Source organism: Alkalihalobacillus pseudalcaliphilus (genome assembly GCF_028610675.1).
In the GTDB taxonomy this organism is placed as follows: Bacteria; Bacillota; Bacilli; order Bacillales; family Bacillaceae_D; genus Alkalihalobacillus; species Alkalihalobacillus pseudalcaliphilus.
Genome location: NZ_JAQQWS010000003.1, coordinates 180,714 through 205,980 on the forward strand (window position 1 = coordinate 180,714; position 25,267 = coordinate 205,980).

The window sequence follows — 25,267 nt, forward strand, 5'->3', positions numbered from 1 at the left end:
CAAACAATCTAGTATAGTTATGTTCAATAAAACAAAATGAAAGTAAGATTTTGCTTAGGAGCGATAGGTTATGCCGTGAAGTTAGCTGTCATCCATCTCACGATTGATGACCTTAACAGGACAGTGCTCCCTGTTGTTCAGCCGACTCCTGATGGTGATTGAGTTCTAAAAAAGCCAACTGTTTAAAAAGTCGCCACTACTTTCATTTTTGTTTGTGGCGGAGTGAATGAGGCTTCGCCATGTGTGTTTTGTATGAGAGTTAGTGCTGATGCTCATATGCGGAGCTTTGGTTGCCGCTACCGAAAATTACGCTCATGTCGATCAGCCTTCTTTATCGACATGATCTCGACCTTTTTTGCCCATGATCATGTCGACCTGCCTGCTTCATCGACATGATCTCGACCTTTTTTACCCATGATCATGTCGACCAACTGCCTTCATCGACATGATCTCGACCTTTTTTGCCCATGATCATGCCGACCTGCCTGCTTCATCGACATGTTACGAAATTACTCACGCTCATCACTAGAGTAACTGTCACGCTCGACCTTTTTCATGCAGACCCTTTGATTCATATACTTCCATTGAAAAGCCACAGTCAAAGAGTCGAACCCAACTTTCATTTTTGTTGGTGGCGAAACTGGTTTGACTCTGCCATGTGCGCTTTGTATAAGAAGTGCTCTAACTAAAAAGCTAATACCAATCAAAGCGAAGGAATGGGGCCAATCGTGCAGGATGTAAAGGCAGATCTGAGATCCAGCGGCGTATCCGATTAGCTCAGCGCCAAGCGATTGTAGAGGATCATGATTTTCGGGAGCGATGAGCAAAGCTCCGCACCCCGAGCATCAGCAGTAACTTTCAAACAAAGGGAGACATTATGACAATCGATCGAAGAATCACAAAATCCAAAAAAGCACTAAAAGACGCTCTCATTTCTTTAATGCTCAAAAATGACTTCAAACAAATTTCCATAACAGAAATTGTCCGTATAGCTAACGTTAATCGCGGGACCTTTTATAAACATTATCAATACAAAGAAGATATTCTTGAGGAAATGACAGATGAGGTCATAGACCACTTAATCCAGTCCTACCGCGAACCTTATAAGGACCAAGAGAGCTTCGACCTAAAGTCATTAAATTCAAATGCCGTCTATATCTTTGAGCATGTTCAGCAATACGCAAATTTCTATTCACTTATCGTTCACTCAAAGTCATTAGCGGGTGTACAACAAAAAATATTTGAAGTCATACGTACTTTAGTTTTAGAAGATTTAATTGATATCATCCCCACCAACAATATAAATAAAGAATTACTTGCAAGTTATCATTCCTATGCCATCGTTGGTATGATGGTTGAATGGATTCAACAAGATTACAAATATAGTTCGTCATATATGGCCGAGCAATTATTGTCCATTGTTAAGATGAAATATAACAATCAATAAACAAGCTGTATTAACCGATTTATAAATTTATTTAAATGAGGACAACCTATAGGAAAAGACGATAAGGTGGTTGTCTATGTTTATGTTTATCCTATTTCTCATCATTATCATTGTCATACCGATCCTTATGCAATTAACTTCCAAATATAGATTTTCATTTTTTTATGATCTTTGTGCCTATCTTGCACTCGTCCTCTTTTCTACATTAGCAGCTACGTATATCTATGATGTACTAAATACAGGTGAAGTTTTTATGACAACCATTCATTCCTTGTTTTTAAACCCGTATTTTTTAATTACCGGAGGCTATATTGGCTTATACGTTATTTTTCAACTCTTCCGACATACATTCAGAAAGGTTTAATCAGTTACATCCTTAGGCTCGAAATTTCGGATAATCTCATAAATCGCTAACCCATCGCTCACATGTGTATCACTATATTTGATAGGCAATAAAGCAAAGAACACATAATACATGGAAAAATATCCAAATTGATAAAAGAACGCGGTTTCCGGTAAGAAGCCCATAATAATAACTCCATTTAAAAGTAACGTAGAACTTATATTAAAAATAAAACCACCACTATGAACAAGAATGTGTGATAGCTTTGAATTCTTTTTTAAACCTTTATAAGAACAAGAGGAATCAGCAAAATATATCGTTTTAAAAGTCATCGGTCCAATTTTAAATAATTTTCTTCCCTTTCCAATAACAAAATCTGATGTTCCTCCTAACATTTTTGCCATCGTCCAATGTCCCAATTGATGTATAAACGAAACAATTGGTAATATAAGAAAAAACGCCCAAAAGGCTGTCGTAAAATCAGACCATTCAAACATTAGAAATACCTCCTTTTCTCTTCTATTACCAAACTACCTTCTCCATATAACTGGAAAAGTTATGTGAAACTGTAAAATGTAAATGGTCCATTCACTACAACTTTGAATTCATAACAACCTCAACTAATCTTCTGACTTTTGATAAAAAGCAATTCAGTTCCACGAAAAATCATAAAAAAACCGTTGGTCATTTACTGAAAGTAAAGGTCAACGGTTTCCTTAATCAAAGTTAGCATTACCTTAGAATAATGCAATCTAACTAATCGACGTCAATTTCAAAAATATCTCCCGTTTCCGCATTCAACTCAACCTCTGTCTCAACACCTTGGTCTGTCTTAAACTCTAACTCATAAACAAGCATGTGATCATCTCGTTCTAATGATAATTCTACTAAATCTCCTTCAACCTTACCTTCTAAAAGTTGCAAAACTTCTTCAAGTGTTAAGACATCATTTGTAAATAATGGTGTAACTTTACTGGTGGAAAAATCGTCATCACGCTCTTCCTCTACACGAATCACTTCACCATTATAAGCATCGATATACATTTCATACTCCATATATTCATGTTTAATTTCTACTTCATAATAAGCCTTACCCTTCTTCATTGTCAGTTCAATATGATCCACTAAACCTTTCTGTACGTCTAAAGCCACGGCCTGTGCCTCTTCAATGGAAAGAATATTCTGTTCTGTTTGTTCTGTTTCTTCTTCCTTCAACTCCTCAGTTTCTGTATTCTCAAATTTCTCTCCTTCCTGCTCATTGGTTGTTGCCAAATCATAAGATAAGGCAATTTCCTTAGGCTGTTCATGGCTATTACTCATATTTGCACTTACCCAAGCTGTACCACCAAATAGGATAGCTGCTGTAAATAATCCAATCATTACTTTTTTCATTTTAATATCCACCTCGTATTTCTTTCTTCTCTTATAATGTACACACCGAAGATGAGAGAAAAAGAAGAGTAAGATTAAAATTCCATGAGAATTCATTTAAATTTTATTTAATCATCCCAACTAATCGTCGCATGCCCACTAATTGCATGGACTTGAACGATTGCTTCTTGATTATTTTCTGTTTCAATTTCAATAAAATAGTACACTTGAGCATCTATAATTTCTAGCTCTACATCGTCCACTTCGCCAGGTACATGCCCTAAAGCAATTTCAATTGCTTCTTGTTCTGTAATCGTTGCATAAGAATCATGCCCTGATTCTACGGGTTCAGTCACTTCTTCCTCCGAACGTACTTCCCCATCCCTACCATCTAATATTATGAGATAATATAATTGTCCGCTTCTAACAAGTGCTTCATAATTCCCTGTATCTCGACTGAATTCTATCTCTATGACTTCATTTCCTAGACCTTCTAAAAATCTTATCGCCTCAGATTCTGTTACTAATTCCGTGTCCTTTTGCTCTTTGTCACCTGAACCCATGTTCGTTAATGAATAAATCTCACCATCTCGGCGCTTTACAATCAATTCATATCGTTGTCGCTCCTTATGGGCAGAAAAATAATAGAAATTTGAGTCTTCTATTTGGTCGATAACTTCTAATTGATAGCGTGCCTCTATTACCTTTTTTATTTCTTCTATTGATGTATTTTCATCTTGTAAGAAAAAGAACTGTATGAGGAAAAACAAACTTACTATGAGTAAACATATAGCTGCAATAATCATTCCAATCATCTTTTTAGTCAACTATGTTCCCTCCCTTGCTCCACTACTGACTGACTATCAAAGAGCAGGGTCACAGTTGTACCTGACTGTTCTACACTGTTCATTTCAATTCGAATTGATAGTGCATTAGCCATTTCCTTGGCAATGGTAAGCCCTAACCCTATTCCACCAGTTTTTCTATTTCTTGCTTTATCAACCCGATAAAAACGTTCAAAAACCTTTTTCAATTCTGCTTCACTCATTCCAATCCCACGGTCTTTAATTTGGATAAACAGTCCATCATTTTTTCCAACGACTATCTCAATCACATCATCACTGTACTTTCTCGCATTATCGAGGAAAATATATAATAACTGCTTCAATTTTTGATGATCAGATTTAATCAAAACATCCGTCTCTTCTTTTAAGAAAACATCGCGCTGGTAAGCATTTTCAAAATCATTAATGGTTGACCGTATCAGAGCATTGATATGAATTTGTTCCAGATTCATTGTCCATTCTTCATTAGACTTGGTTAATAATAATAATTGCTCTGTTAAATCTTTCATTCTTAGTGCTTCTGAGTGGATTGCTTCTATCGATTCATCCCAAATTTTCGGATCTTGTTTTCCTCTTCTTTTCAGAAGATTGGCATAGCTTTCTATAATCGTAATAGGCGTTCGCAATTCATGTGAAGCATTGGAAGTGAATTGCTTTTGCTTCTCGTAATTCCCTTCTAGTAATTCGATCATATGATTAAAAGTAACAGCCATTTCCTGTAACTCATCATTAGACGTATTATTTATTTCTAATTGCCTAAACTGTCCACTCTTTCGAATATCTGTCATTGTTCTTATCATCGATAAAATCGGTGCAGTTATTAACCGACTTAAAACACGACTAGATATAACAACGGGAACCATAACCATAACAGACACGATAATCAAAACGATGATTAATACACGCAAGATCTCAGCCGTTCTTTCGATACTACGGAAAATTTGAATATTTCCTACTTCTCCATTTTCTAAAATAAACGGCATCGAGCTTAAAGCAAATAATCCATTTCTTTCTAGCGTATCATGATGCTCTGACATGTAAAAACGGGCATCTTCAAAGTTCCTATAAGGAAATGTTCCATCTATAGCTGTCGATACAACCTCTCCCTCTGAATCGACTAATCGCACCATTCCATCGACAGGTACATAGGCCCGTAACAAGTTTTCCCGGGGAATATTCTCCATAAACTGACTTATCTCTCCTGATTTCCGACTTATTTCCTCCTTTGTCCTTTCCAATTCTGCACTTATAAGTAAGTAACTAAAAAGAAAATAAATAACGGATGTGACAATGATCAACAAAATAACAAATAATCCAACCGTATAAAGGTTTATTTTATTTTTTAATTTCATGTTTGGACCTTTAATATATAACCGACACCCCGGACCGTTTGGATCATAGTTGGAGCATTACTGCTTTCTACTTTCTTGCGCAAATATCGTATATAAACATCGACAACATTTGTGTCACCCATATAATCGTATCCCCATACCGTTTCTACGATTTGTTCCCGTGTTAACACTTGTTGTTTGTTTTGTAATAGATAATATAATAGGTCAAACTCTTTTTTGGTCAATTCCACTAATAAATCACCACGATACACCTCACGAGTTTTATCATTCAATTTCAAATCACCTAGATATAACCACCCGTCTGGATGTTCTTTTTGAGTTTTTCCTTTAAGTCGTAATGCAGCACGAATTCTTGCAAAGAGTTCTTCTATCTGAAACGGCTTTGTGACATAATCATTAGCCCCTAAATCTAAACCTGATACCTTGTCCTCAACGGCCGCTTTTGCTGTTAGCATAATGACTGGGGTTACGTTATCTTGTTGACGAATTCTTCGTAATAGCTCGATACCACTTATTCCAGGCAACATCACATCTAACAGAATAATATCCCAATCTTTGCTTTGATACATACGCCATGCCTCTAAGCCATCTAATATTTTTGTCACTTCGTACCCTTCATATGTGAGCTCTAATTCCAACACTCTCGCAATTTTTTCTTCATCTTCTACGACTAGTATCGATATACCTTCCATTGTTTCACCTCTTTTATATAATCTGCTTTTTAGATTAAGCATACCCTTTTTTTTTGAGAAAAAGATTGAAGTAAGATTAAAATTTGCTGAGAAATCATGTTCTGCCTTCATTTATCCTTATTTTCAAAAATAAAAACACCTTTAAAAGGTGTTTTTGCATCCAAATCATTTATTCAAAGTACCCGTCTTTATATTTCTCATTCAAATTATCCTCTACAAACAAGCGACATTCTGGTGATAACGTTGATTTCTCTGAGTGAATAATATCACCATAGAGCCTTCGACCCAAAAATTTCACATGATCATGGAAGTTTTTATCCGCTACTTGGTCGTAGCCTTTTATTTCGACAAAAATGGTACTTATTGTACGAGCAAAGTCTATGACTGTTACTTGGGGTCTAGAAAGTTTATCCACCCATACCCTCCTAATGTAAAAGCTGACTTATTCATTTTACCAACCTCTGTTCACACGGTACTTTGTTCCATTCTCCCATTAATCTTTTCTTTTTTCAATTGTATACGTTTGTAAGCTAACATCGCTGACCACATGATAAAGGAAGCAATGACACTTCCAAAAAAGAACAGCGTTAAGCCGGGGATGAGGTTAAATAGATAATAGACACCTACAAGTCCTGCAACCATAAATATGATAATATGCGGATTAACAAATGCAATCATCAAACTTAATTGATAATATTGTATAGCCTTTAAATCAACATGTACATATAAAGGAATAAATAACAGAGCTACTGCTATAAATAGTATACCTATCAGAATTAAAAAGAAGCTAAACAGCATATGCATCCAACCAGTTAATAATCCAAGAAATTGAAAATTTATTATGAGCATATAACCAAATAATAGGAAGACAAGACCTACGACATTTGCTCGCAGAAATTCCTTTTTTACTACTGAAAAAAATGTTTTAAAAATCGGAAAGTCACCTTCTTTTAATAACATTTTTCTTACTAAAGCAAACATAGCGATAGTAGCAGGCATGAACCCAAATACAAACAAACCTATCATTGTAAATAATATCCATAAAAGGTTAATAAAAGCTAAGCGCATCACCCATTCAGATACTATATAAAAATAAGAATCGACCCAACTTCTTTGCATACCCTCACGATCCTTTACACGAATTTTATATCCTGAACAATAACTTCACCTTTTAATATCAAAAAGATAGATATAGACTCTGAGGAAATACTTATAGGAATTTCAATTACCTGTGGCCCATCCTTCTTTAATACCTGAGCCCCCCCAAGAAATTCCTCTTTAGTTAATCCACTTTTTAGAACAAGTTCACTACTTTGAACTTCATTCCACACTGTTACTTTAGCCGTAGTCGTTCGAGAATCGATTGTCACATGATAGAAACCAATCCAACCTTCTTCATCATTTGCTTGCACGCCATATGTTTTCTTTGAACATTCAACTAATCTGATTTGCTCATAATCATCATAATTCATAGCTTTAACTACTTCATTTAAATTTCTACTCGGAATCATTTCACCAGCGATTTGGATAGATGTTGATTCAGAGATTTGAGCCGATGACGTACCAACCATGAGCTTGTACAGACCTTGCTCAAAACAATATCGTTCTCTCGTTACATCCCAAATCGCTAGCTTTTCCAAGGGAATATGAAATAATACGGCCTTAGTCTCTCCCTTTTTAAGGTCGATTCTTCGAAAATCTAATAATGTTTTGATAGGTCTTTCAACCTTCGAGTCCATCATTGTTCCATATATTTGAATGACTTCATCGCCATAATATGGCCCGATATTTTCAACCTCAACACTCAACTTGATATACCCGTGAATAAAATCTGTATATTCCAATATCTCTAAATTTTTATAAGTAAAGGAACTATAACTTAAGCCGTGACCAAATGGATAAATGACATCTCCATCAAAGTATTGATACGTTCTTTTTCCTTTTATAATATCGTAATCAAGTATGGATGGTAATTGTTTAACCGATTGATACCATGTCATACTTAAACGTCCAGCTGGATTAACATCTCCAAACAGAACTTCCGCTACAGCATGACCGAGCTCTGGACCTGCATGAGAGGTATAGAGTATCCCTTCTACGTGTTTTTCTGCCCAATTAATAGCGTAAGGATAACTACTTACAAGAACCAATACGGTTTTGTCATTCACATCCCTTATTTCCTGTAAAAGCTTTTCCTGCTGTGGCGGTAAAATGATATCTTCCCGATCAACACATTCTTTGCCATTAATAAACGGATTATTTCCTAAGAATACTAAAACGGTATCCGCTTCCTCGGCTAATTGAATTGATGCTTGCAGTCCATGCTCTACGATTTCAATGGTCAACTTAATTGCATGAATAGCCTGTTCCTGATTTTTATTCTCGATGAATGTATGATCCTTCGACAAATGAATCCTTTCTTTCTCCCAAGAAAGAAGCTCCATACCTTGATCATTGTCACCTCTAAATTCAAAACTCTCTTTAACAAACCATCCTTTTGCTTCATCTGCTAATGCTCCCAGTGTTCCCTCATTCATGGTGACAAACTTCGAATTAGAGGTGGCCTTTAAGGTTTGACTACCGAAGCCCCAATCACACCATTCAAATACTTCAGCTTCGGATGCTTCTGTACCAGATAATGATAGTTGCTTCTTTTCATCCAATTGAATATATACACCTGTCTCCTGACAACGAATACGAATTAAATGGTTTCCGGTGTGATGTGTTATCTTCCGATCTTTAAGCTTCTTTTCTAAGCCTTGTAATGGCGTAACCTTATATGACGGTGTCCCACTATACCAATCTGTATAAATCACATCTGAAAGCGGTCCAATTACCGCTATCGATCCTGCCTCATTTAGTGGTAGCACCTGATTATTCTTTAATAAAACCATTTGTTCTATAGCCGCTTTTCGCGATAATTCCTGATGCTCTTTTGCTAATAACTTCGCTTCACTTATTTGAGAATAAGGGTGTCTTTCATCAAACTCACCTAATCGAAATCGGACGCTAAATGTATTTTGTAATGCTTCATTTAAATCTTCTTCTGTTAATAATCCTATATGGAGGGCCTCTTTCATTGCAGGGATCGCCATTTCGGCATCATCGGTAATGCTATCAATTCCACTCTTAATCGTATCCGCTAATGCTTCAGAATATGAAGAATAGTATTGGTGATCCTTGACAATACCGGTCACATCACCTGCATCACTGACGATAAACCCATCCATTTCCCACGCCTCTTTAACGATTTCACGCACATAAGGGTGTAAAATAGCTGGCGTTCCATTTATTGAGTTATAAGCAGTCATCATCGATTTCGCCTGTCCTTCGACAAAAGCAGGTTGAAAGGCTTTCAAATAATATTCAAACATATTACGTGGATCAATACTGGCTGAACATCTATCCCTTTCTACCTCATTATTGTTCCCTAAAAAGTGTTTTAAGGTAGCAACTGATTTTAAGTAAACCGGATGATCGCCTTGTAACCCATTAACCAATGCCGTCGTTAACTGTCCCGTCAATTCAGGATCTTCTCCATATGCCTCTTCCGTTCGTCCCCACCGAGGATCTCTCTCCATGTCAACAGTTGGTGCCCATAAAGTTAATCCGTGTTTCTTTGGATTTCTTTGATAAAAAACGCGAGCTTCATCCGCGATTACTTCCCCTATCTGATACATGAGCTCTCGGTTCCAAGTACTGGATAAGCCAATATTTTGTGGAAAGACCGTTGCATGACCTAGCCAGGCAACTCCATGTGCTGCTTCCGTTCCATGTTTATATGACGAAATTTGTAATCGATCAATTTCTGGCTGATATTGCATCATCAACTCTACTTTTTCCTCTAAAGTAAAGCGATTTACTAAATCTCTAACTCGTTCTTTTAACGGCAAATTGGTATTCTGATAAGGAAACTGAACAGATTGTTTCATTTACCCACTCCCTTTCATCCTTCAATATCACAACAATGTAAACCTTTTCATCTCCTCTTTCATTTTATAAGCCTATTAATGGGAGAAAAACCGTAAAGATTAAAGGAAAAATCATATAACAATTAGAAATACCCAAAGGACTAAGAACTGACTTAATCTTTTGGGTCATACATTTTCCTATTAATGAAACGTAAGGCTGAATTGCTTTACTAATTATTCACTTAAAGGGATCTTCCACTCGTCTTTTCCATGCATTGGTGTGACTTTAACTCCGACTGTCGTTTTTTCAACTTGAGCATCATCCTCTAACAATCCTATTGAATCGATTCCCCTTAAAATGACACTCCACGACTTAGTTGGTATATGACTTAACTTCACGTTCATCTCATGGTCTACTTTCTTTAAAGTCATCGTAAACTCTTCTTTGCCTTCTGTATTTCTTACAGTTACAGTAGCTTCGTCCGTTACTGAAAAAGCATGTAATTCAATTTGTTCAGCGTAATCATAATCGGTTTGATTAGTGGATGAACCTAGTGCAATGATTGAGTTTTCCCGTGCAAATAAAGGCAATCCGAAATAATCATATGATTCTTGTACCCACTTGCTTCCTTCTTGTACTTCATTCGTTAGAACGTGGGTCCAGCGTCCTTCTGGTAAATAATAAGTTACGTTACCCTCTTGATTAAATATAGGAGCTACTAGTAATGATTCTCCTAACATATATTGTTTATCTAAATAATCACATGTTGGATTATTTGGAAACTCTAACAACATAGCCCTCATCATCGGTAATCCACATTTAGATGATTGGTACGCCTGTTCATACAAATAAGGCATTAATTGGTTTTTGAACTTCGTGAAAAATCGTACAACTTCTACGGATTGTTCATCGTACAACCAAGGGACTCGATACGATTTACTTCCATGTAATCGACTATGACTGGAGAGCATACCAAATGCAGCCCAACGCTTATATAAATCAGCAGGTGCTGTACTCTCAAAACCGCCAATATCATGGCTCCAATAACCGAAACCAGATAATCCTAACGACAAACCACCACGTAAGCTTTCAGCCATTGATTCATAGCTGGCATCACAGTCTCCTCCCCAATGAACAGGGAATTTCTGTCCACCTGCCGTAGCAGAACGTGCAAATAACGTCGCTTCATTGTGACCAAGCTTTTCCTCTAATAATTCAAAAACGAGCTGATTATATAAATAAGAGTAATAGTTATGCATTTTATGCGGATCCGAGCCATCGCTATAAATGACATCTGTTGGAATTCTCTCACCGAAATCTGTTTTGAAACTATCGACACCCATATGAATTAATTTTTCTAAATGCCCTTTATACCACTCGCACGCTTCTGGATTCGTAAAATCGACAATCCCCATTCCTGGCTGCCATTTATCCCATTGCCACACATCACCATTTGTTTTTTGAATCAGATATCCTTTTTCTACTGCCTCATCAAATAACTCAGACTGCTGAGCAATGTAAGGGTTAATCCATACACATATCTTTAATCCTTTCTTTTTCAACCGATTTAACATACTTTGTGGGTCAGGAAATACGTCTTTGTCCCACTCAAAATTACACCATTTTAATGCTTCCATCCAAAAACAATCAAAATGAAAAACGCGTAATGGTATATCCCGTTCTTCCATACCATCAACAAAATGATTAACCGTCTGTTCATCATAATTGGTTGTAAAAGAAGTTGTTAACCATAAACCAAAAGACCATGCTGGTGGAAGAGCAGGTTTCCCCGTGAGTGTTGTATAATTTTCTAATACTTCTTTTCGTGTTCCTCCGCCAATAATAAAATATTCTAATGATTCCCCCTCGACGCTAAATTGCACTTTCGAAACTTTTTCTGAAGCGATTTCAAATGACACATTCTCCGGATGATTAACAAATATCCCATAGCCTTGATTAGATAAATAGAAAGGTACATTTTTGTAAGATTGTTCTGAACTCGTCCCTCCATCTTTATTCCATGTATCTACGACCTGACCGTTTTTCACAAAGGCGGTAAATCTCTCTCCTAATCCGTAAATATTCTCACCGACTGATAGACCTAATTCCTCACGAATATACGTATTTTTTTTGCTGTCTGTGATATGTGCCATTCCTTTATAAGCACTTCCGGTTAAACGGCTTTCCCCGTAAAAATAATCTGAGCTCCATCCATCTTCTTTAGATAATCTAACAGATAAGTCTCCACTTATAAATTCATAGTTTTCTTTAAGATCATTGATTTGAACCTTTTGTCCGCTTTCATTTATTGAAAAATTTGGATATTTCTCTCTTGTTCCTTTGTGTCGATATATTTTCACACGAATTACGTCTTTAATAGGGGATGAATACTCAACAGTAATTAACGGTACATCTAATTGAGCTGAGCGTTCGTTTAAGTTTCGAGGTCCTATCAAAGCTTTTAATGTTGTGTCATTATAATCTACTTTAAACAAATGAACGGGCGTGATAAGGTCAAACCCTTCCTTAATTAACCAATTTCCATCTGTAAATTTCATCGTACCACTCCTTATAAATAAAAAATGAAAGAAGAAAATATCAAAATATACCCTATGTAAAGTCGATAATCAGTGGACAATTCACCTCACTGATTATCGTTGAACTAAATTTGAGTTAAACGGACAACTCCCAAATAGCTTTTAGTTATTCAGCTCCTCCCCATAATTCAATACGATTTTTCACTAATCTTGTAAATTCTCTTTCTGCTTCTTCAATGGCATCTGTACTAATCTCATCAATGAACTGATCGTATATCTCATCAAACTGATCCGGATCAGCCAAAATTACTTGTGGAATCCGAGTAAACATTGTATCCTGAGCTCTTTGGAAAGGAACGGCAATTGGAGAATCAGAATCATAATTGATTTCCCATCCAGCACCATAAGGTCTTGGCTTAAATTCATCCTCCTGTGGATATAAATCTTTCCATATCTCAGCACCATAAGCAGCCAAAACTTCTTTTTCAACTTCTGTATAATCGGCAATGAGAGATTCTGGTGTATTGACCGTAAATGGTTGACCCGTGGAATCTAACACTCCGTCACCATAATGAGGCCCATATGCAGTAAATACATTAATACCTGTTCTTTCTCCAAAAGTACTGTCAGAACGTCGCTCTTCACGCTGCTCTTCCGTTAAATAGCGGTTCCCATCCTCATCTAATTGGTAATGTTCTCCTTCAATACCCCAATTATTTAAGATTTGTGCTTCTTCGCTCGCCATCCAATCTAAAAATTTTATCGCTCGAACAGGGTCCGGATTATCAACCGAAATACCAATTCCCCATGTAGATAAATATCCTGTTGGTTTAAAGTTTCCGTGCTTATAGCTTTCACCTAGTGTAACAGGGTAAACACCATGCATTCTATCTAATTTCCCATCTCCTCTTAAAGCTGTTTGTGTTTCAACAATAGACCAATCGGCATCAATCATACCTAGAACTCTTCCAGATGAAATTTTAGCTTTATATTGATCCTCTTGCTGAACAAAGCTTTCTGGGTCTAGTAACCCTTCTGCATTCATTTTATTTAACCATCTAAAATATTCTTTTTCTTCAGGACGTTTGTAATGTAACTTCGCTTCATAAGTATCTTGGTCAATGAACCACTCACCATCGTCAGGGGCCCCCGTTGCAAGGAAAGCAGGATTCGTAACAGAAATTAATAATCTCCAGTCATCAGCCAATAGTGTTAAAGGAATAGTTGGCTGACCATCGATTTCTGGATACATTTCATAATACGTTCTGATAGCGTTCTCAAAATCCTCTAATGTATTAATTTCTGGGTAACCCAGCTCCTTCACCACAGCATGCTGCAACCAAAAACCATTACCAGGTGTTCGGTACTCTTGATCAACCGGATTCGTACCAATGAAATAAATGGAGTCATCGTTTTCGCTCCATACCATTCTTTCTAAGTAATCTCCATAAACTTCTTTAATATTAGGAGCATGCTCTTCAATCAATGGTCTTAAATCAACCATAGCACCTGCATCTACTAACAAATTCCCATCACCTTTTGGTAAGATAAAATCTGGAAATTCACCACCAGAAGCAAAAAGAGCTATTCTTTCTGAAGGGTCTCCTATAGCAAAGTCAGCTTCTAGACTTACACCTGTTGCTTTGTAAATTTCTTGCCCTATAGGTGAATCCATCCCATTCCAGTTTGGATTATTATCTGCTGCAAACAAAGAAAAGGATATCGGCTCTAAATTACCATCTATTTCCACATCCTCATTGACGTTTCCATCATTATCATTAGCCACATCTGTATCATTCGAACAAGCAACCATAAGTAAAACCATACTCATGATTAGAACTAATAACCCAAACCACTTTTTACCTATTCCCATTCAAAATACCTCCCCTTTTTCTATCAGTATCTATCCTTACTTTCCTATTATTCTATAAATTCGGAAAGTAAAAACCATGTTTACTTGATCGCCCCTAACGTCATTCCCTTTACAAAGTATTTTTGTAAAAACGGGTACACTAATAAAATAGGGACTATCGTAACGATTGTAATAGCCATTCTAATGGACTCTGGTGAAACTCTATTAACTAAGTCTGCACCTTGTCCTCCTCTTGTTGCATCAATTCCTGCACTTGTTGCCGTATTTTGAAGTATTTTCATTAATTCATACTGTAAAGTTGTTAGGGCCGGATTGGCACTATTATAAATGTACGTATCAAACCACATATTCCATTGCATAACCGCGATAAATAAGGCTATGGTCGCCAATACTGGCTTACAAATTGGCAAGATAATTCGCCAATAAATGGTGAAATCATTCGCACCATCTATTTTGGCTGACTCTTGTAAAGCAATTGGTAACGTATCCATAAATGAGCGGATAATAATGATGTTCCAAGCACTTGCAAGGAGTGGCAAAATATAAACAGCAAACGTATTAATTAAACCTAAATCTCTCATTAGCATAAATGTTGGAATTAAACCTCCACTAAAAAACATCGTTAATACAATAACGGTAGAAACAAATCCACGAGCTTGGAAATCTTTTCGTGATAATGTATAAGCAACCATCGAACAAACAAAAAGACCTATAACGGTACCAATGACTGTTCGTAATACAGAATTTATAAAACCTGTAACTAAGCTATCATATCTTAAAATGACGGCAAAATTATCAAAAGTCCATTCCCTTGGCCATATATATATCCCTCCGCGAACCGTATCTGTTGAATCATTTAAAGCTATCGCTAAAACATTAAGAAACGGATATAACATAACAACGACTACTAAAATCATAAAAAAATAATTCGCTACCTCAAATACCTTTTCTGCGGGTGTCATTCTGTTTAAACGTTTTCTTTTTTTCATCTTGGTCACCCCCACTTACATTACGCTCGTATTGGAATACCGTTTAAAGACACCATTGGCTACTAGTAAAAGAAAAATACTTACTAATGAATTAAAAATACTTATGGCCGTCCCATATGAGTAACGCCCCATTCCAATACCATAGTTAAGTGCATATAGCTCCAAAACCTCAGAATATTCACGAACCATCGAATTTCCTAATAGTAATTGTCTCTCAAAACCAATACTAATTAAATTACCGATTGATAAAATTAAAATAACTAGAATAGTTGGTCTTATACCTGGCAGTGTGATATGCCAAATCCTTCTGAAACGACCAGCACCATCTACACGTGCAGCTTCATATAATTGTGGGTCGACACCAGCCATCGCCGCTAAGAAAATAATGGAGTTCCACCCCATTTGTTTCCACACATCCGAGGCCGTCAATATATACCAAAACCACTCACCCTTAGCCATAAATTGTATAGGATTATCTATGAGGTTTAACCCCATTAATAATTCATTAACAATTCCACCATCAGTTGAAAGTACTTTGGTGACAATTCCAGCAACAACGACCCAAGAAACGAAATGTGGCAAATACGAAATCGTCTGAACAGAGCGCTTAAATATTGAATCTCGTAATTCATTTAATAAAACAGCAAATATAATGGGAATCGTGAATCCAGCAATTAATAATAAAACACTCATGGCTAATGTGTTACGCAAGACTAAAAAGAAATGAGGGTCATTAAACAACTCAATGAAATGAGCAAATCCAACCCACTCTTGTTCAAAAAAAGCTCTTCCTGGCCTAAAATTTTGAAAAGCCATTGTCCAACCCCATACGGGTAAATAGTTAAAGATAAATACATAAATCACGACTGGGATAGACATAAAATAAAGGATTTTTTGCTTCTTCATTGTTTTCCAGAAATTCTTTTTCTTTTTTGGTATTACTAGACTCTCGTCGGTTTCCGTAGAAACTTTCAATGCCATCTCCCCCTCTATATCCTCATTTTAATAAAGATATTACGGGTAAAATACCTCAAGGATTAAGTCGAAATTCATGTTAAAATTGCAGAAATGTATCCGATTACACTCCTTATCTGAAGCACCTCTGAATGTTTATTCTTCCATACAAACCACACGCCAGAGCAACAATATTATTTTTATGTGAAAGTTGATGCTGATGCTCATTTGCAGAGCTTTGTTCACTGCTAATTCTCAAGTTTAGAATCAATCTTACAAAAATGATTAAAATGATTAAGACAAAAAACAAAGTGAATAAAAAGCCATCAAGTTAAGGGCAAAATCCCACTTTTTAAACAGTTGGTCCGTTTACAACTCCATCACCATTAGGAGTCCACACGACCAAAAAGGGAGCAGCGTTCTGTTAAGTTCTATCACAAAATGGAGGACCGGCTAACTTCAAGGCACTAACTATCACCCTTAAGTACACGTTCATATAAAAACCCACATGGCGAAGCTCGTTCACTTTGCCATGAAAGTGTGGTTCTGCTTTTTAACTGGTGGCTTTTCATTCATAAACGGTTTTGAGGATTCTCACGCTTTGCCATAATCCCGTCACTTTTTAGGAAGGAGCTCGCAAGAGCTTTCCTAAAAAATTCAGCGCACCGCACAACCAGCCACAACCAACCAAAAAAATGTATAGTAACTCATCAGGATTAGTATCTAACATCCAAGTGTTTTTGGACCGTTAGCCAAGCTTGCTTGGCTACTTCACGCATTTGCGTGAAGTTTTGAAAATCGAAATGAACCTTCAGACGAATTCATTCGTCTGTGAGGTCAGTTCGATTTTCAAAAACGGACCAAAAACAAAGACCGAAAGGTCAAGTTAACTTGAGAAATGAGCACCACCCATGTAAATTTCATATAAAAAAGCCCCTCTTTAGGAGCTTTTCTCTTGGATAGAATATTTATTTTTTCTACGATATTCTGACGGGGAAAATCCAACATATTTTTTGAATTTCAAATGAAAATAATCAACATTTTTATACCCGACTACCTCTGCAACCTGGTAAACCTTAAGTCCCTCTAATAAGAAACGTTTTGCATGTTTAACACGGACCTTGTCCAAATAAGTATTAAAATACTCACCTGTATAATTTTTGAAAACCTTGCCTAAATAAGCACTATTATAATTTAAAATATCAGCTAATTTCTCAAGCTTTAAGTTTTCATTATACTTAGTATCAATTAAGATGATTAACCTTTTTAACTGGTCATCAGTTTGTTCAAAGTCAAATTCACTAATCATTTGGTCGAAAATGGACGCTAGGAAATTTTGTAATTCCTCATAATGACGAAATTGAAAAATACTCGCTACTTCTTTTGATAACTGTGTTAGAAAAACTTCTTTCTGTGGCTTTGCTTGCTGCAGCTTGGATAATAAAATGGATAGTGCTGCCACATAAGTTTGTTTTAAGTTTTCTTCAGAGTAAAAGTGTTCAATGGACTGATGTATATGGTTAAGAGTTAGAGGTACTGTTGATAATTCTCCCATTTCAATGGCTAAAAATAATCGTTCAATTAAATCTTGAAACTTATAATTGAACGGTTTTTCTAATGGATGGGCTACTTCATTTCCCCTTATCAGAAGTGTACCACTTTCAAAGAAAAAACGCTTTTTGATTAAATGGAGGGCAACATGATAAGAATCTCGTAATTTCTCTAACGTCCCCACACATGTTCCAAGGGCAGCTGTATAAGGTAAATCAGTTTGTTCAACCACTACTTTTAGTTTTTCATATAAGGCAATCACTTCATTCCCTTTAAACACTTCACAATTACATAGACAACCAATATAACTTTCCTCTTGAAAAATCATTACATTCCGTTCATCGTCAACCTTTTTTTTGAAAATTTGTTTAATCTCATAAAGGTGTGTATGTTCAAGCTCAGATTCTCCAAATCCAAATAAGAGAACCTGATATCGCTTCCATTTCAATTGGTATTTCTCAGAAAGTTGATTGTTTACTTGTGCATTCCCTTGTTTTTTATCAAATAACAATGAAAGCAGGACCTGTTCTCTTAAAAAATCATTGTCCCTGAGTGTAAGCTGATGTACTTCGTTTTCTTTATCTAGTTCATTTTTTATATCTTTTAATATAGGTATTAGTGCATCCTCATCAATCGGCTTTAACAAATAATCCGCTACTTGATATTGAATCGCCTTTTGGGCATAATGAAAATCGGCAAAACCAGTCACAATAAGACATTGAATTCTTTGGTCAAACTGCCGAACCTGTTGAATTAATTCTAATCCATCCATCCCTGCCATTCGAATATCAGAGATGATTAAATCAAACCTTTCATTTTGGCAAAGCTTTAGGGCAGTCTGACCGTCTCGTGCGAGTTCACCTATATAAAATCCATATTCTTCCCATGGAATGATTGCTTTTAGACCTTCTCTTACTGTTGCTTCATCATCTACAATCAATACTTTATACATGCTTTCCACCTCACATCATGTAGTCTTACTATTCACAAGTCCTAATCATTTAAAGGAATTAAAAAGGAAATATCAGTACCTATGTTTTTGTCACTACGAATCACCAAACCTTTTCCTGTCTTATAGGTGAGTAGCAGGCGATCATGAACATTTTTTAATCCTATCCGTTCCTGTCCATTCGCATAATGTTTAGTGAGTGCCTCATAGATGTCTTCTTTTCTTTGCTCTGTGATACCTATACCATTATCTATCACTTGAATAAGTAAATTCTCCCCACTTTTCTTAGCCTTTACAAAGACCTTTCCTCCTTCTAGCTTTCTCTCTAATCCGTGTATGACCGCATTCTCTACTAAAGGCTGAATAATGAGAGGTGGTATCGGAACATTGTTGAGCCCTGGCTCAATGTCGAGTTCAAACTGCAAGCGTTCTTCAAATCTAAATTTTTGTATTTCTAAATACGCCCTTACCATTTCTAGTTCTTGCTCAAGTGGAACCATGCCACCCCCAACTTCTATACTAATTCTTAGTAACTTCCCTAACCTTTTAACGATATGAGCAACCTCTCTATCCCCGTTCATTAATGACTTCATCCGGATCGTCTCTAACGTATTGAATAGAAAATGAGGATTAATTTGACTAGCTAACATTTTTAATTTAATTTCATTTTGACTTTTCTCTAACACTCTCTTCTCTTCATTTTTCATCTCTACTTCATCCACTAGCTCTTGCAGGTTGAGGGTCATCTCGTTAAATTGCCTCGATAATTGTCCAATTTCATCATTACCAGTAACAGGAGAATAAGTGGATAGATGACCTTTAGAAACTTTTTGCATTTGATTACTTAAGCTCGATAATCTTTTTGAAAGTAAGAATGACACACTATAAACAAGAATAAGAGCAATAACAATACTAATGGAAATGACCATAACACCTAATCTAACAAGGTGATTTGACCCTTCCATAATTTCTTCATCTGTTATAAATGAAACGACACGTAAATCATTCACGCTATTAGGTAAGCTTAATGTATCAACAATTAAATGGGATGGCTTGCCGAATATTACCTCCTTAAACACACCTGTATCACCTTCTATTAATTTAGGTGAATTGGTGATATCATCTAAGTTTTTTTCTAGCCATTCTTGATTATTTGATGCGACTATATTATGTTCAGAGTCTAATAGAAATAATGGTTTTGACTCTTGTGCGAGAATACCATTTAGCATACGTGAATTTATTTCAATAACTAATACACCTGAGGATTGCGACTCTGCAAAATAAAGCATTCTTGTGATACTGAACTTCTTTTCATCGTGGCTATTTTCATTCTCAACTAATCGGAAACTCATATGCCCCTTTTTGTTCATTGCCTCTTGATACCACAACTGTTTCACGACTTCGCTTTGTTCATTAACAGGAATGAACGTCCAATTATTTAACAGAGTCTCGTTTTCGACATACAAACGAATCGATTCTATTTCGTTATAATATCTCGTATGACTGTCGAAGAACGTATAATTCCGATAAGCTGTTACAATATCAAACCGATTTTCATATTGTGTATTGACTAAGTCTTTTAATCGTTGGTCAACAAAAAGCGAATGAGAAACATACACAGGTGGAATTAGGACATCCGATATCCTTGCACGAATTCTCGTCATATCAGAAGTCGTTTGTTCAAGTGCATTTTCTAAAGCATTTTTTCTCAATTCATCCGTTAGAAAAATACCAACAATTAAAACGGGAATAAAGACGACCACAACAAATGATATAACTAACTTTGTTCGTAGCTTCATATTATTAACTTTTGAAATCAGATATTTTTTCATAACATTCCCCTATATCTTATCCACAAAGAAAACGCTTTCATTAATGGTGTAAAATAGGTGCTTATCGTTATTTTATCGAAAGGAGATGTAAAAATATACACCAAAAATGATGAACAAAATCATATAATAATTAGTGATTCATTTATAAAAAGACACTTCCCTTTAGAGTAGCCTAAAGAAAAGCAGCTTTAACCATCATAGCCCTCTAAAAATAGAGTGTAATCTTAAAATTTTGCTCCGCATGAAAATCAATTTTACAGCTCAATGAACTTACTCTTTCAATATGTTGATGCATGTTTGACTCATAACTCTTTATTTCTTCTCTTAATCGTACTTCAACTTGTTGAGCTATGGATGAGTACATGTCTATCTCGATTTTTTGTTGATGTAAATCCCAATTAAATCGTTCTATTGTAACTTGTGAGCGAGTTTTGAGGCCTTTAATTTCTCCTATTTTTATTTCATCTGGTAAAGCTGGTAATAATTCAATCTTACCTGGGACTGAATAAACAAGCATCTCCATTACTAAAGTGGGTAAGCTACAATTGGCATCAACATTATAAATATGCCTTTTCGGATTATGAGACGTTACAAGGCTAGAATGAATATAATCGCCGTCTTGTAATAGTAATTTTAGGTTCTCTCGGACTAGTTGGCTATTTTTTAACCTTGCAGCTACAATCCCATGATGCATAACCCCATGAGCTGAGAAGTTTCCTCTTTTCCTTTTTTCCAATGCTATTTTAGCAGCTTGGAACAAATGGTAATCTTTGTCCTCTGCTATTTCATAACCTGGCCAAACAGGATATAAATGTGATAGGTGTCGATGATCGTATTGATCATGTAAATCTTTATGAGCCCACTCTTTTAAAGCACCCTCTTCATTTATCATATACTCAGGTAATTTATCCAATAATCCCTGCCACTTTCCAATCTGGTCATGTTCAATTTGTAACTGTTGACAAGTGGAAACAAGGTGACTTAATACTTCTTTTGCAACAGCAATATCCATCGTTGCATTCATACTAGCTTGACTTTCCTGCCAACCTTCTCCCCTTTTATCTACTGTTAATACCGGTGTATTCTCTGGTGAATAAGAAGGGATAAAAGCAGCCTTGCCATCATCCTCCACATCCGTCAGGAAATCCTCATAAAAGAGAGCAATTTCCTTTAGCAAAGGGAGCACCTTCTCTTTAAAGAAAGCAATATCTCCACTGATCTGATACCACTCAAACAACGGAGACACAAGCCAACCTGCTCCTGCCGTCCAAAATCCTAATGGCCAATCTACATCAAAATGCGTATGGATATTATGATTACCATCCGTTCTAGAACCTGCAAGTACCCCTCTACAACCAAACATCACTTTCGCATTAACACGCCAGTCAGGCACAATTTTTTCGATTAAATGTAAGTAAGCTTCTATGCCTTCCGGTAAATACCCCATTCCTGCACCTGATATAGCCAAATTAATATTGGCATCCGTTGTAAAATCACCACTCCAAGCTGGCCTCCACTCGCCTGTCCATATTCCCACTAAATTCGGTGGGAAGAACCCAGATGAACAAATCAAAACGTACCTCCCCATTTCGAACATTTGTTGCAATAAGGGGATGCTTAACTGTTCTGCTCTCTCTGCAAGAAGTTCCTCTGTTGGCTTCAATACCTCCTCCTGCTCACCTAAGCTTATACTCATTCGATTAAATAATTCACTATGAATGTGACTATGCTTTTGTAAGGAAGTATCATAATCCAGTGACGTTGCATTTAATAGTTGCTTTCTTAAATGAGCCATCCGCAAGTTTCCATCTAACTGCATATCGCTAATAGGTATCAATTTTGTCTTGCAGATGATCTCTGATGCCGATTCGATCCTCATTTTATTCTCACAAACGTCTATTACACTTTTTTGACCGAACACTTGAACATGGGTACACCCTATATAACCTTTTTTAGTAATATGATATTGACCTTCAAATTCTATAAAAGGTCCATTTACCAGACAACTCGCTTCTCCACTCTCCTTTGGCATCAGTGAATCTATAAATAACTCACCAGATAAGCCTCGTTGATCAGTGGAGCGTATTTGATAATAAGCACATTCGTCTACTCTTGAAATAAACAAATTACGCTCAAATTGCTCATCTTCCTGTGACCAACTTACTGTAATTTCTCCAGTTTCAAAGTTTGCTGTCCGCTTGTACTGGCTCACTTTTCCTACTCCAAATTGATGCCATTTTAATGCATAAGCAGGATGATAAGCATCTGTAAAAAGAAGTGGATGCCCTGATTTTTCAGAGAACAAAGCTGCTGCATCTCTAAATCTCCCTTTATTCATAAGCTGCCGAATTTCTAATAAGTATGGTGCCAAATTATGATTTTGCACCACCTGTTCATGAAAAGGCTCATAAAGCCTTTCATGGTTGAGGATAATCGTTTCTTCTTCAGGGTGACCATAAACAAGAGCACCTAATTCACCATTTCCTGTCACGAGTGCTTCTTGCCAACGATTTGCAGGCTCTTTACTATACACACCTTTTCTCAGTCTCTTTATTGTCATCATCTACTCCGATTTGTGAATAGCTCACTTTTTATTTCTTCTAATATCGATACACCATTGGCAGGTATATTTAATGACTCCTTCTGTTCTTCTCCTGTGTGGATATCCAAATAACCTTGTTCAATTTCTATCATTACATCGTAGGAATTATGATTGAGAATGAATAGAAATGTCTTTTCATCCTTCGATCTCGCCATAACTTCTACACCCTCTACTTTAGGAAGTAATGAGCTAATCCCCAAATTTTGAGACTGCAGCTTCATAAAATCGTTGATAAAACCTTGTTCTGCACTTGTTCCAATATAAATAGCTTTCCCTTTACCAACTTGATGAGAAGTAACAACCGGTGTTCCTTGATAAAAATCCGAACCATACTCTGCCAGTACTTCTGCACCCTCTGTATGAATGAGGTCAAATAAAAGGTGACAATCATATTGTTCTTTTAGCACATTACCTGTTTCTTTAATAATTACTTGATTAGAGTGGGCAGGATCCATGGCATCGATTTCTTCCACCCAAATTCCCAATAACTCCTTTAGTTCACCAGGATAACCACCTAATGTAACGAGATCATGCTCATTGACAATCCCACTAAAAAAGGTCGTGATAAAGGTTCCTCCTTGTTGCACAAACTCGGTTAGCTTCTTGGCATAGCCTTTTTTGACCATATAGAGGACTGGTGCGATAACCAGATCATAATCTAATAAATGATCATTCACACTAACCATATCTACAGGAATGTTATGATCGTAAAAGGCCTTATAATACTTATGGACCTCTTCTACGTAATCTAGTGAAACAGTTGGACCGCTTGAAAGATCAATTGCCCATCGATTTTCCCAATCATACACAATCGCCACTTTTGCCTGTACCCGTGAATCAATAATTTTATCTGAAAGTTCCGCTAATTCACTACCTAGCTTTACTACTTCCTTAAAGACACGTGTATGCTCGTGGCCAACATGCTCAATAACAGCTCCATGAAATTTTTCACAAGCACCAATGGACCGCCTCAATTGGAAAAACATGACCGTATCTGCACCGTGTGCAATTGCTTGATAACTCCAAAGTCGCATAACACCAGGCCTTTTTAACGAATTATACGGTTGCCAATTTTGTTGGCTAGGTGTTTGCTCCATTAACATAAATGGTTGACCTTGTTTTAGCCCCCTCATCAAATCATGTGTCATTGCTATGAGACTAGTTGGCGTATGGATACCGGGGTAACTATCCCAAGATACGATATCCATGGCTTTACCCCATTTAAAATAATCTAACTCAGGATAGGTACCCATTAAATTGGTCGTAATCGGCAGATGTGGCGTATGCTTCTTTAAGGCATCATGTTCTAATTGATAACAGGCTAACAGACTTTCAGATTGGAAGATCCTATAGTCTAAAGAAATTCCTTGAAAAGCACTGACATTGCCTTCCCCTTCCTCACTTAATGCATTCGGAACAACAATTTCATCCCATTCATAAAAAGTATGCCCCCAAAATGTCGTGTTCCAAGCTTTATTCAGTGCTTCTAAACACAGATACTTTTCCTTGAGCCATTTTCTAAACGCGTTAGCACAATTTTCGCAATAACAATAACCTCCATATTCATTGGAGACATGCCATATAAGCACGGCAGGGTTTCCTTTAAATCTTTTGCCTAACTGGTCCGCCATTTGTTCTGCAAAATGGCGATAAGTAGGACTGTTTGGACACGAGTTGTGTCTACCACCAAAAGCCCTTTTCCTCCCTTGGAAATCAACACGAAGAACATCTGGATATTTGCTTGCCATCCAAGCAGGGTGTGCGGCTGTACTTGTCGCTAGACACGTGTAAATCCCCTGCTGGTAAAGTCTATCAATATGCTCTTCTAAGTCATCAAACCTATAAGTCTTCTCATCCAGTTGATTTAAAGCCCAAGAAAAAACATTAAGCGTTACGATATTAATACCTGCTAATTTAAACATTCGAATATCCTCTTCCCAAATACGAGGATCCTGCCATTGCTCTGGGTTATAATCGCCACCATACCAGATAGTAGGAAGTTTATCACTAATCATAGT

18 protein-coding genes are annotated in these 25,267 nt (G+C 36.6%); 2 read left to right on the plus strand and 16 right to left on the minus strand.

Going from position 1 to position 25,267, the window contains the following annotated elements; genetic code table 11:
• Positions 1-877 precede the first annotated feature (877 nt).
• On the plus strand, positions 878-1,447 hold the full coding sequence (locus tag PQ479_RS09300) for a TetR/AcrR family transcriptional regulator (protein WP_047989931.1): 570 nt from the start codon (positions 878-880) through the stop codon (positions 1,445-1,447).
• 76 nt (positions 1,448-1,523) lie between these two features.
• The gene (locus PQ479_RS09305) at positions 1,524-1,811 is read left to right on the plus strand and encodes a hypothetical protein (RefSeq protein WP_053070485.1); all 288 of its coding nucleotides are present in this window, start codon (positions 1,524-1,526) and stop codon (positions 1,809-1,811) included.
• Here PQ479_RS09305 and PQ479_RS09310 read toward each other — a convergent pair.
• The 16 genes from PQ479_RS09310 to PQ479_RS09385 form a co-directional block, all read right to left on the minus strand.
• Positions 1,808-2,287, minus strand: a complete 480-nt coding sequence (locus PQ479_RS09310; protein ID WP_047989932.1) for a membrane protein — start codon at positions 2,285-2,287, stop codon at positions 1,808-1,810. The genes PQ479_RS09305 and PQ479_RS09310 overlap by 4 nt on opposite strands.
• Before the next feature lie 259 nt (positions 2,288-2,546).
• Positions 2,547-3,182 carry a PepSY domain-containing protein gene (locus PQ479_RS09315; RefSeq protein ID WP_047989933.1) on the minus strand — a complete coding sequence of 212 codons (636 nt, stop codon included), beginning with the start codon at positions 3,180-3,182 and terminating at the stop codon, positions 2,547-2,549.
• A gap of 107 nt (positions 3,183-3,289) precedes the next feature.
• Complete coding sequence (locus PQ479_RS09320) at positions 3,290-3,988, minus strand: PepSY domain-containing protein (protein ID WP_047989934.1); 699 nt, start codon at positions 3,986-3,988, stop codon at positions 3,290-3,292.
• The gene (locus PQ479_RS09325; RefSeq protein WP_047989935.1) at positions 3,985-5,358 is read right to left on the minus strand and encodes a sensor histidine kinase; all 1,374 of its coding nucleotides are present in this window, start codon (positions 5,356-5,358) and stop codon (positions 3,985-3,987) included. The genes PQ479_RS09320 and PQ479_RS09325 overlap by 4 nt, the downstream gene beginning before the upstream one ends.
• Positions 5,355-6,050, minus strand: coding sequence for a response regulator transcription factor (locus PQ479_RS09330; protein WP_047989936.1), 696 nt, complete (start codon positions 6,048-6,050; stop codon positions 5,355-5,357). The genes PQ479_RS09325 and PQ479_RS09330 overlap by 4 nt, the downstream gene beginning before the upstream one ends.
• A gap of 169 nt (positions 6,051-6,219) precedes the next feature.
• Entirely contained in the window at positions 6,220-6,465 is a 246-nt protein-coding gene (locus tag PQ479_RS09335; RefSeq protein ID WP_047989937.1) for a hypothetical protein, read from the minus strand.
• 50 nt (positions 6,466-6,515) lie between these two features.
• Complete coding sequence (locus tag PQ479_RS09340; protein WP_047989938.1) at positions 6,516-7,169, minus strand: YesL family protein; 654 nt, start codon at positions 7,167-7,169, stop codon at positions 6,516-6,518.
• Between the two features lie 14 nt (positions 7,170-7,183).
• On the minus strand, positions 7,184-9,982 hold the full coding sequence (locus PQ479_RS09345; protein ID WP_047989939.1) for a glycoside hydrolase family 3 C-terminal domain-containing protein: 2,799 nt from the start codon (positions 9,980-9,982) through the stop codon (positions 7,184-7,186).
• A gap of 213 nt (positions 9,983-10,195) precedes the next feature.
• Entirely contained in the window at positions 10,196-12,520 is a 2,325-nt protein-coding gene (gene yicI / locus PQ479_RS09350) for an alpha-xylosidase (RefSeq protein WP_047989940.1), read from the minus strand.
• A gap of 145 nt (positions 12,521-12,665) precedes the next feature.
• Positions 12,666-14,372, minus strand: coding sequence for an ABC transporter substrate-binding protein (locus tag PQ479_RS09355; RefSeq protein ID WP_047989941.1), 1,707 nt, complete (start codon positions 14,370-14,372; stop codon positions 12,666-12,668).
• Positions 14,373-14,452: 80 nt separating this feature from the next.
• Positions 14,453-15,361, minus strand: a complete 909-nt coding sequence (locus PQ479_RS09360) for a carbohydrate ABC transporter permease (RefSeq protein ID WP_047989942.1) — start codon at positions 15,359-15,361, stop codon at positions 14,453-14,455.
• Between the two features lie 15 nt (positions 15,362-15,376).
• Positions 15,377-16,336 (minus strand): ABC transporter permease, encoded by a 960-nt coding sequence (locus PQ479_RS09365; protein ID WP_047989943.1) that lies wholly within the window; start codon positions 16,334-16,336, stop codon positions 15,377-15,379.
• Between the two features lie 919 nt (positions 16,337-17,255).
• Positions 17,256-18,818: a response regulator transcription factor gene (locus tag PQ479_RS09370; protein ID WP_047989944.1), complete on the minus strand. Its 1,563-nt coding sequence runs from the start codon at positions 18,816-18,818 to the stop codon at positions 17,256-17,258.
• Positions 18,819-18,859: 41 nt separating this feature from the next.
• On the minus strand, positions 18,860-20,647 hold the full coding sequence (locus PQ479_RS09375; protein ID WP_047989945.1) for a sensor histidine kinase: 1,788 nt from the start codon (positions 20,645-20,647) through the stop codon (positions 18,860-18,862).
• A gap of 205 nt (positions 20,648-20,852) precedes the next feature.
• Positions 20,853-23,207: a glycosyl hydrolase family 95 catalytic domain-containing protein gene (locus tag PQ479_RS09380; RefSeq protein WP_053070486.1), complete on the minus strand. Its 2,355-nt coding sequence runs from the start codon at positions 23,205-23,207 to the stop codon at positions 20,853-20,855.
• Positions 23,207-25,264, minus strand: coding sequence for a beta-galactosidase (locus PQ479_RS09385; protein ID WP_047989946.1), 2,058 nt, complete (start codon positions 25,262-25,264; stop codon positions 23,207-23,209). Before PQ479_RS09385 ends, PQ479_RS09380 begins: the two co-directional genes overlap by 1 nt.
• Positions 25,265-25,267 lie beyond the last annotated feature (3 nt).

Bases quoted from the DNA above. Each gene is read 5' to 3' on its own strand.
- PQ479_RS09360 (WP_047989942.1), bottom strand. From the start codon at position 15,361: ATGAAAAAAAGAAAACGTTTAAACAGAATGACACCCGCAGAAAAGGTA.
- PQ479_RS09340 (WP_047989938.1), bottom strand. From the start codon at position 7,169: ATGCAAAGAAGTTGGGTCGATTCTTATTTTTATATAGTATCTGAATGG.
- PQ479_RS09330 (WP_047989936.1), bottom strand. From the start codon at position 6,050: ATGGAAGGTATATCGATACTAGTCGTAGAAGATGAAGAAAAAATTGCG.
- PQ479_RS09355 (WP_047989941.1), bottom strand. From the start codon at position 14,372: ATGGGAATAGGTAAAAAGTGGTTTGGGTTATTAGTTCTAATCATGAGT.
- yicI (WP_047989940.1), bottom strand. From the start codon at position 12,520: ATGAAATTTACAGATGGAAATTGGTTAATTAAGGAAGGGTTTGACCTT.
- PQ479_RS09325 (WP_047989935.1), bottom strand. From the start codon at position 5,358: ATGAAATTAAAAAATAAAATAAACCTTTATACGGTTGGATTATTTGTT.
- PQ479_RS09380 (WP_053070486.1), bottom strand. From the start codon at position 23,207: ATGACAATAAAGAGACTGAGAAAAGGTGTGTATAGTAAAGAGCCTGCA.
- PQ479_RS09385 (WP_047989946.1), bottom strand. From the start codon at position 25,264: ATGATTAGTGATAAACTTCCTACTATCTGGTATGGTGGCGATTATAAC.
- PQ479_RS09315 (WP_047989933.1), bottom strand. From the start codon at position 3,182: ATGAAAAAAGTAATGATTGGATTATTTACAGCAGCTATCCTATTTGGT.
- PQ479_RS09370 (WP_047989944.1), bottom strand. From the start codon at position 18,818: ATGTATAAAGTATTGATTGTAGATGATGAAGCAACAGTAAGAGAAGGT.
- PQ479_RS09305 (WP_053070485.1), top strand. From the start codon at position 1,524: ATGTTTATGTTTATCCTATTTCTCATCATTATCATTGTCATACCGATC.
- PQ479_RS09310 (WP_047989932.1), bottom strand. From the start codon at position 2,287: ATGTTTGAATGGTCTGATTTTACGACAGCCTTTTGGGCGTTTTTTCTT.
- PQ479_RS09345 (WP_047989939.1), bottom strand. From the start codon at position 9,982: ATGAAACAATCTGTTCAGTTTCCTTATCAGAATACCAATTTGCCGTTA.
- PQ479_RS09300 (WP_047989931.1), top strand. From the start codon at position 878: ATGACAATCGATCGAAGAATCACAAAATCCAAAAAAGCACTAAAAGAC.
- PQ479_RS09375 (WP_047989945.1), bottom strand. From the start codon at position 20,647: ATGAAAAAATATCTGATTTCAAAAGTTAATAATATGAAGCTACGAACA.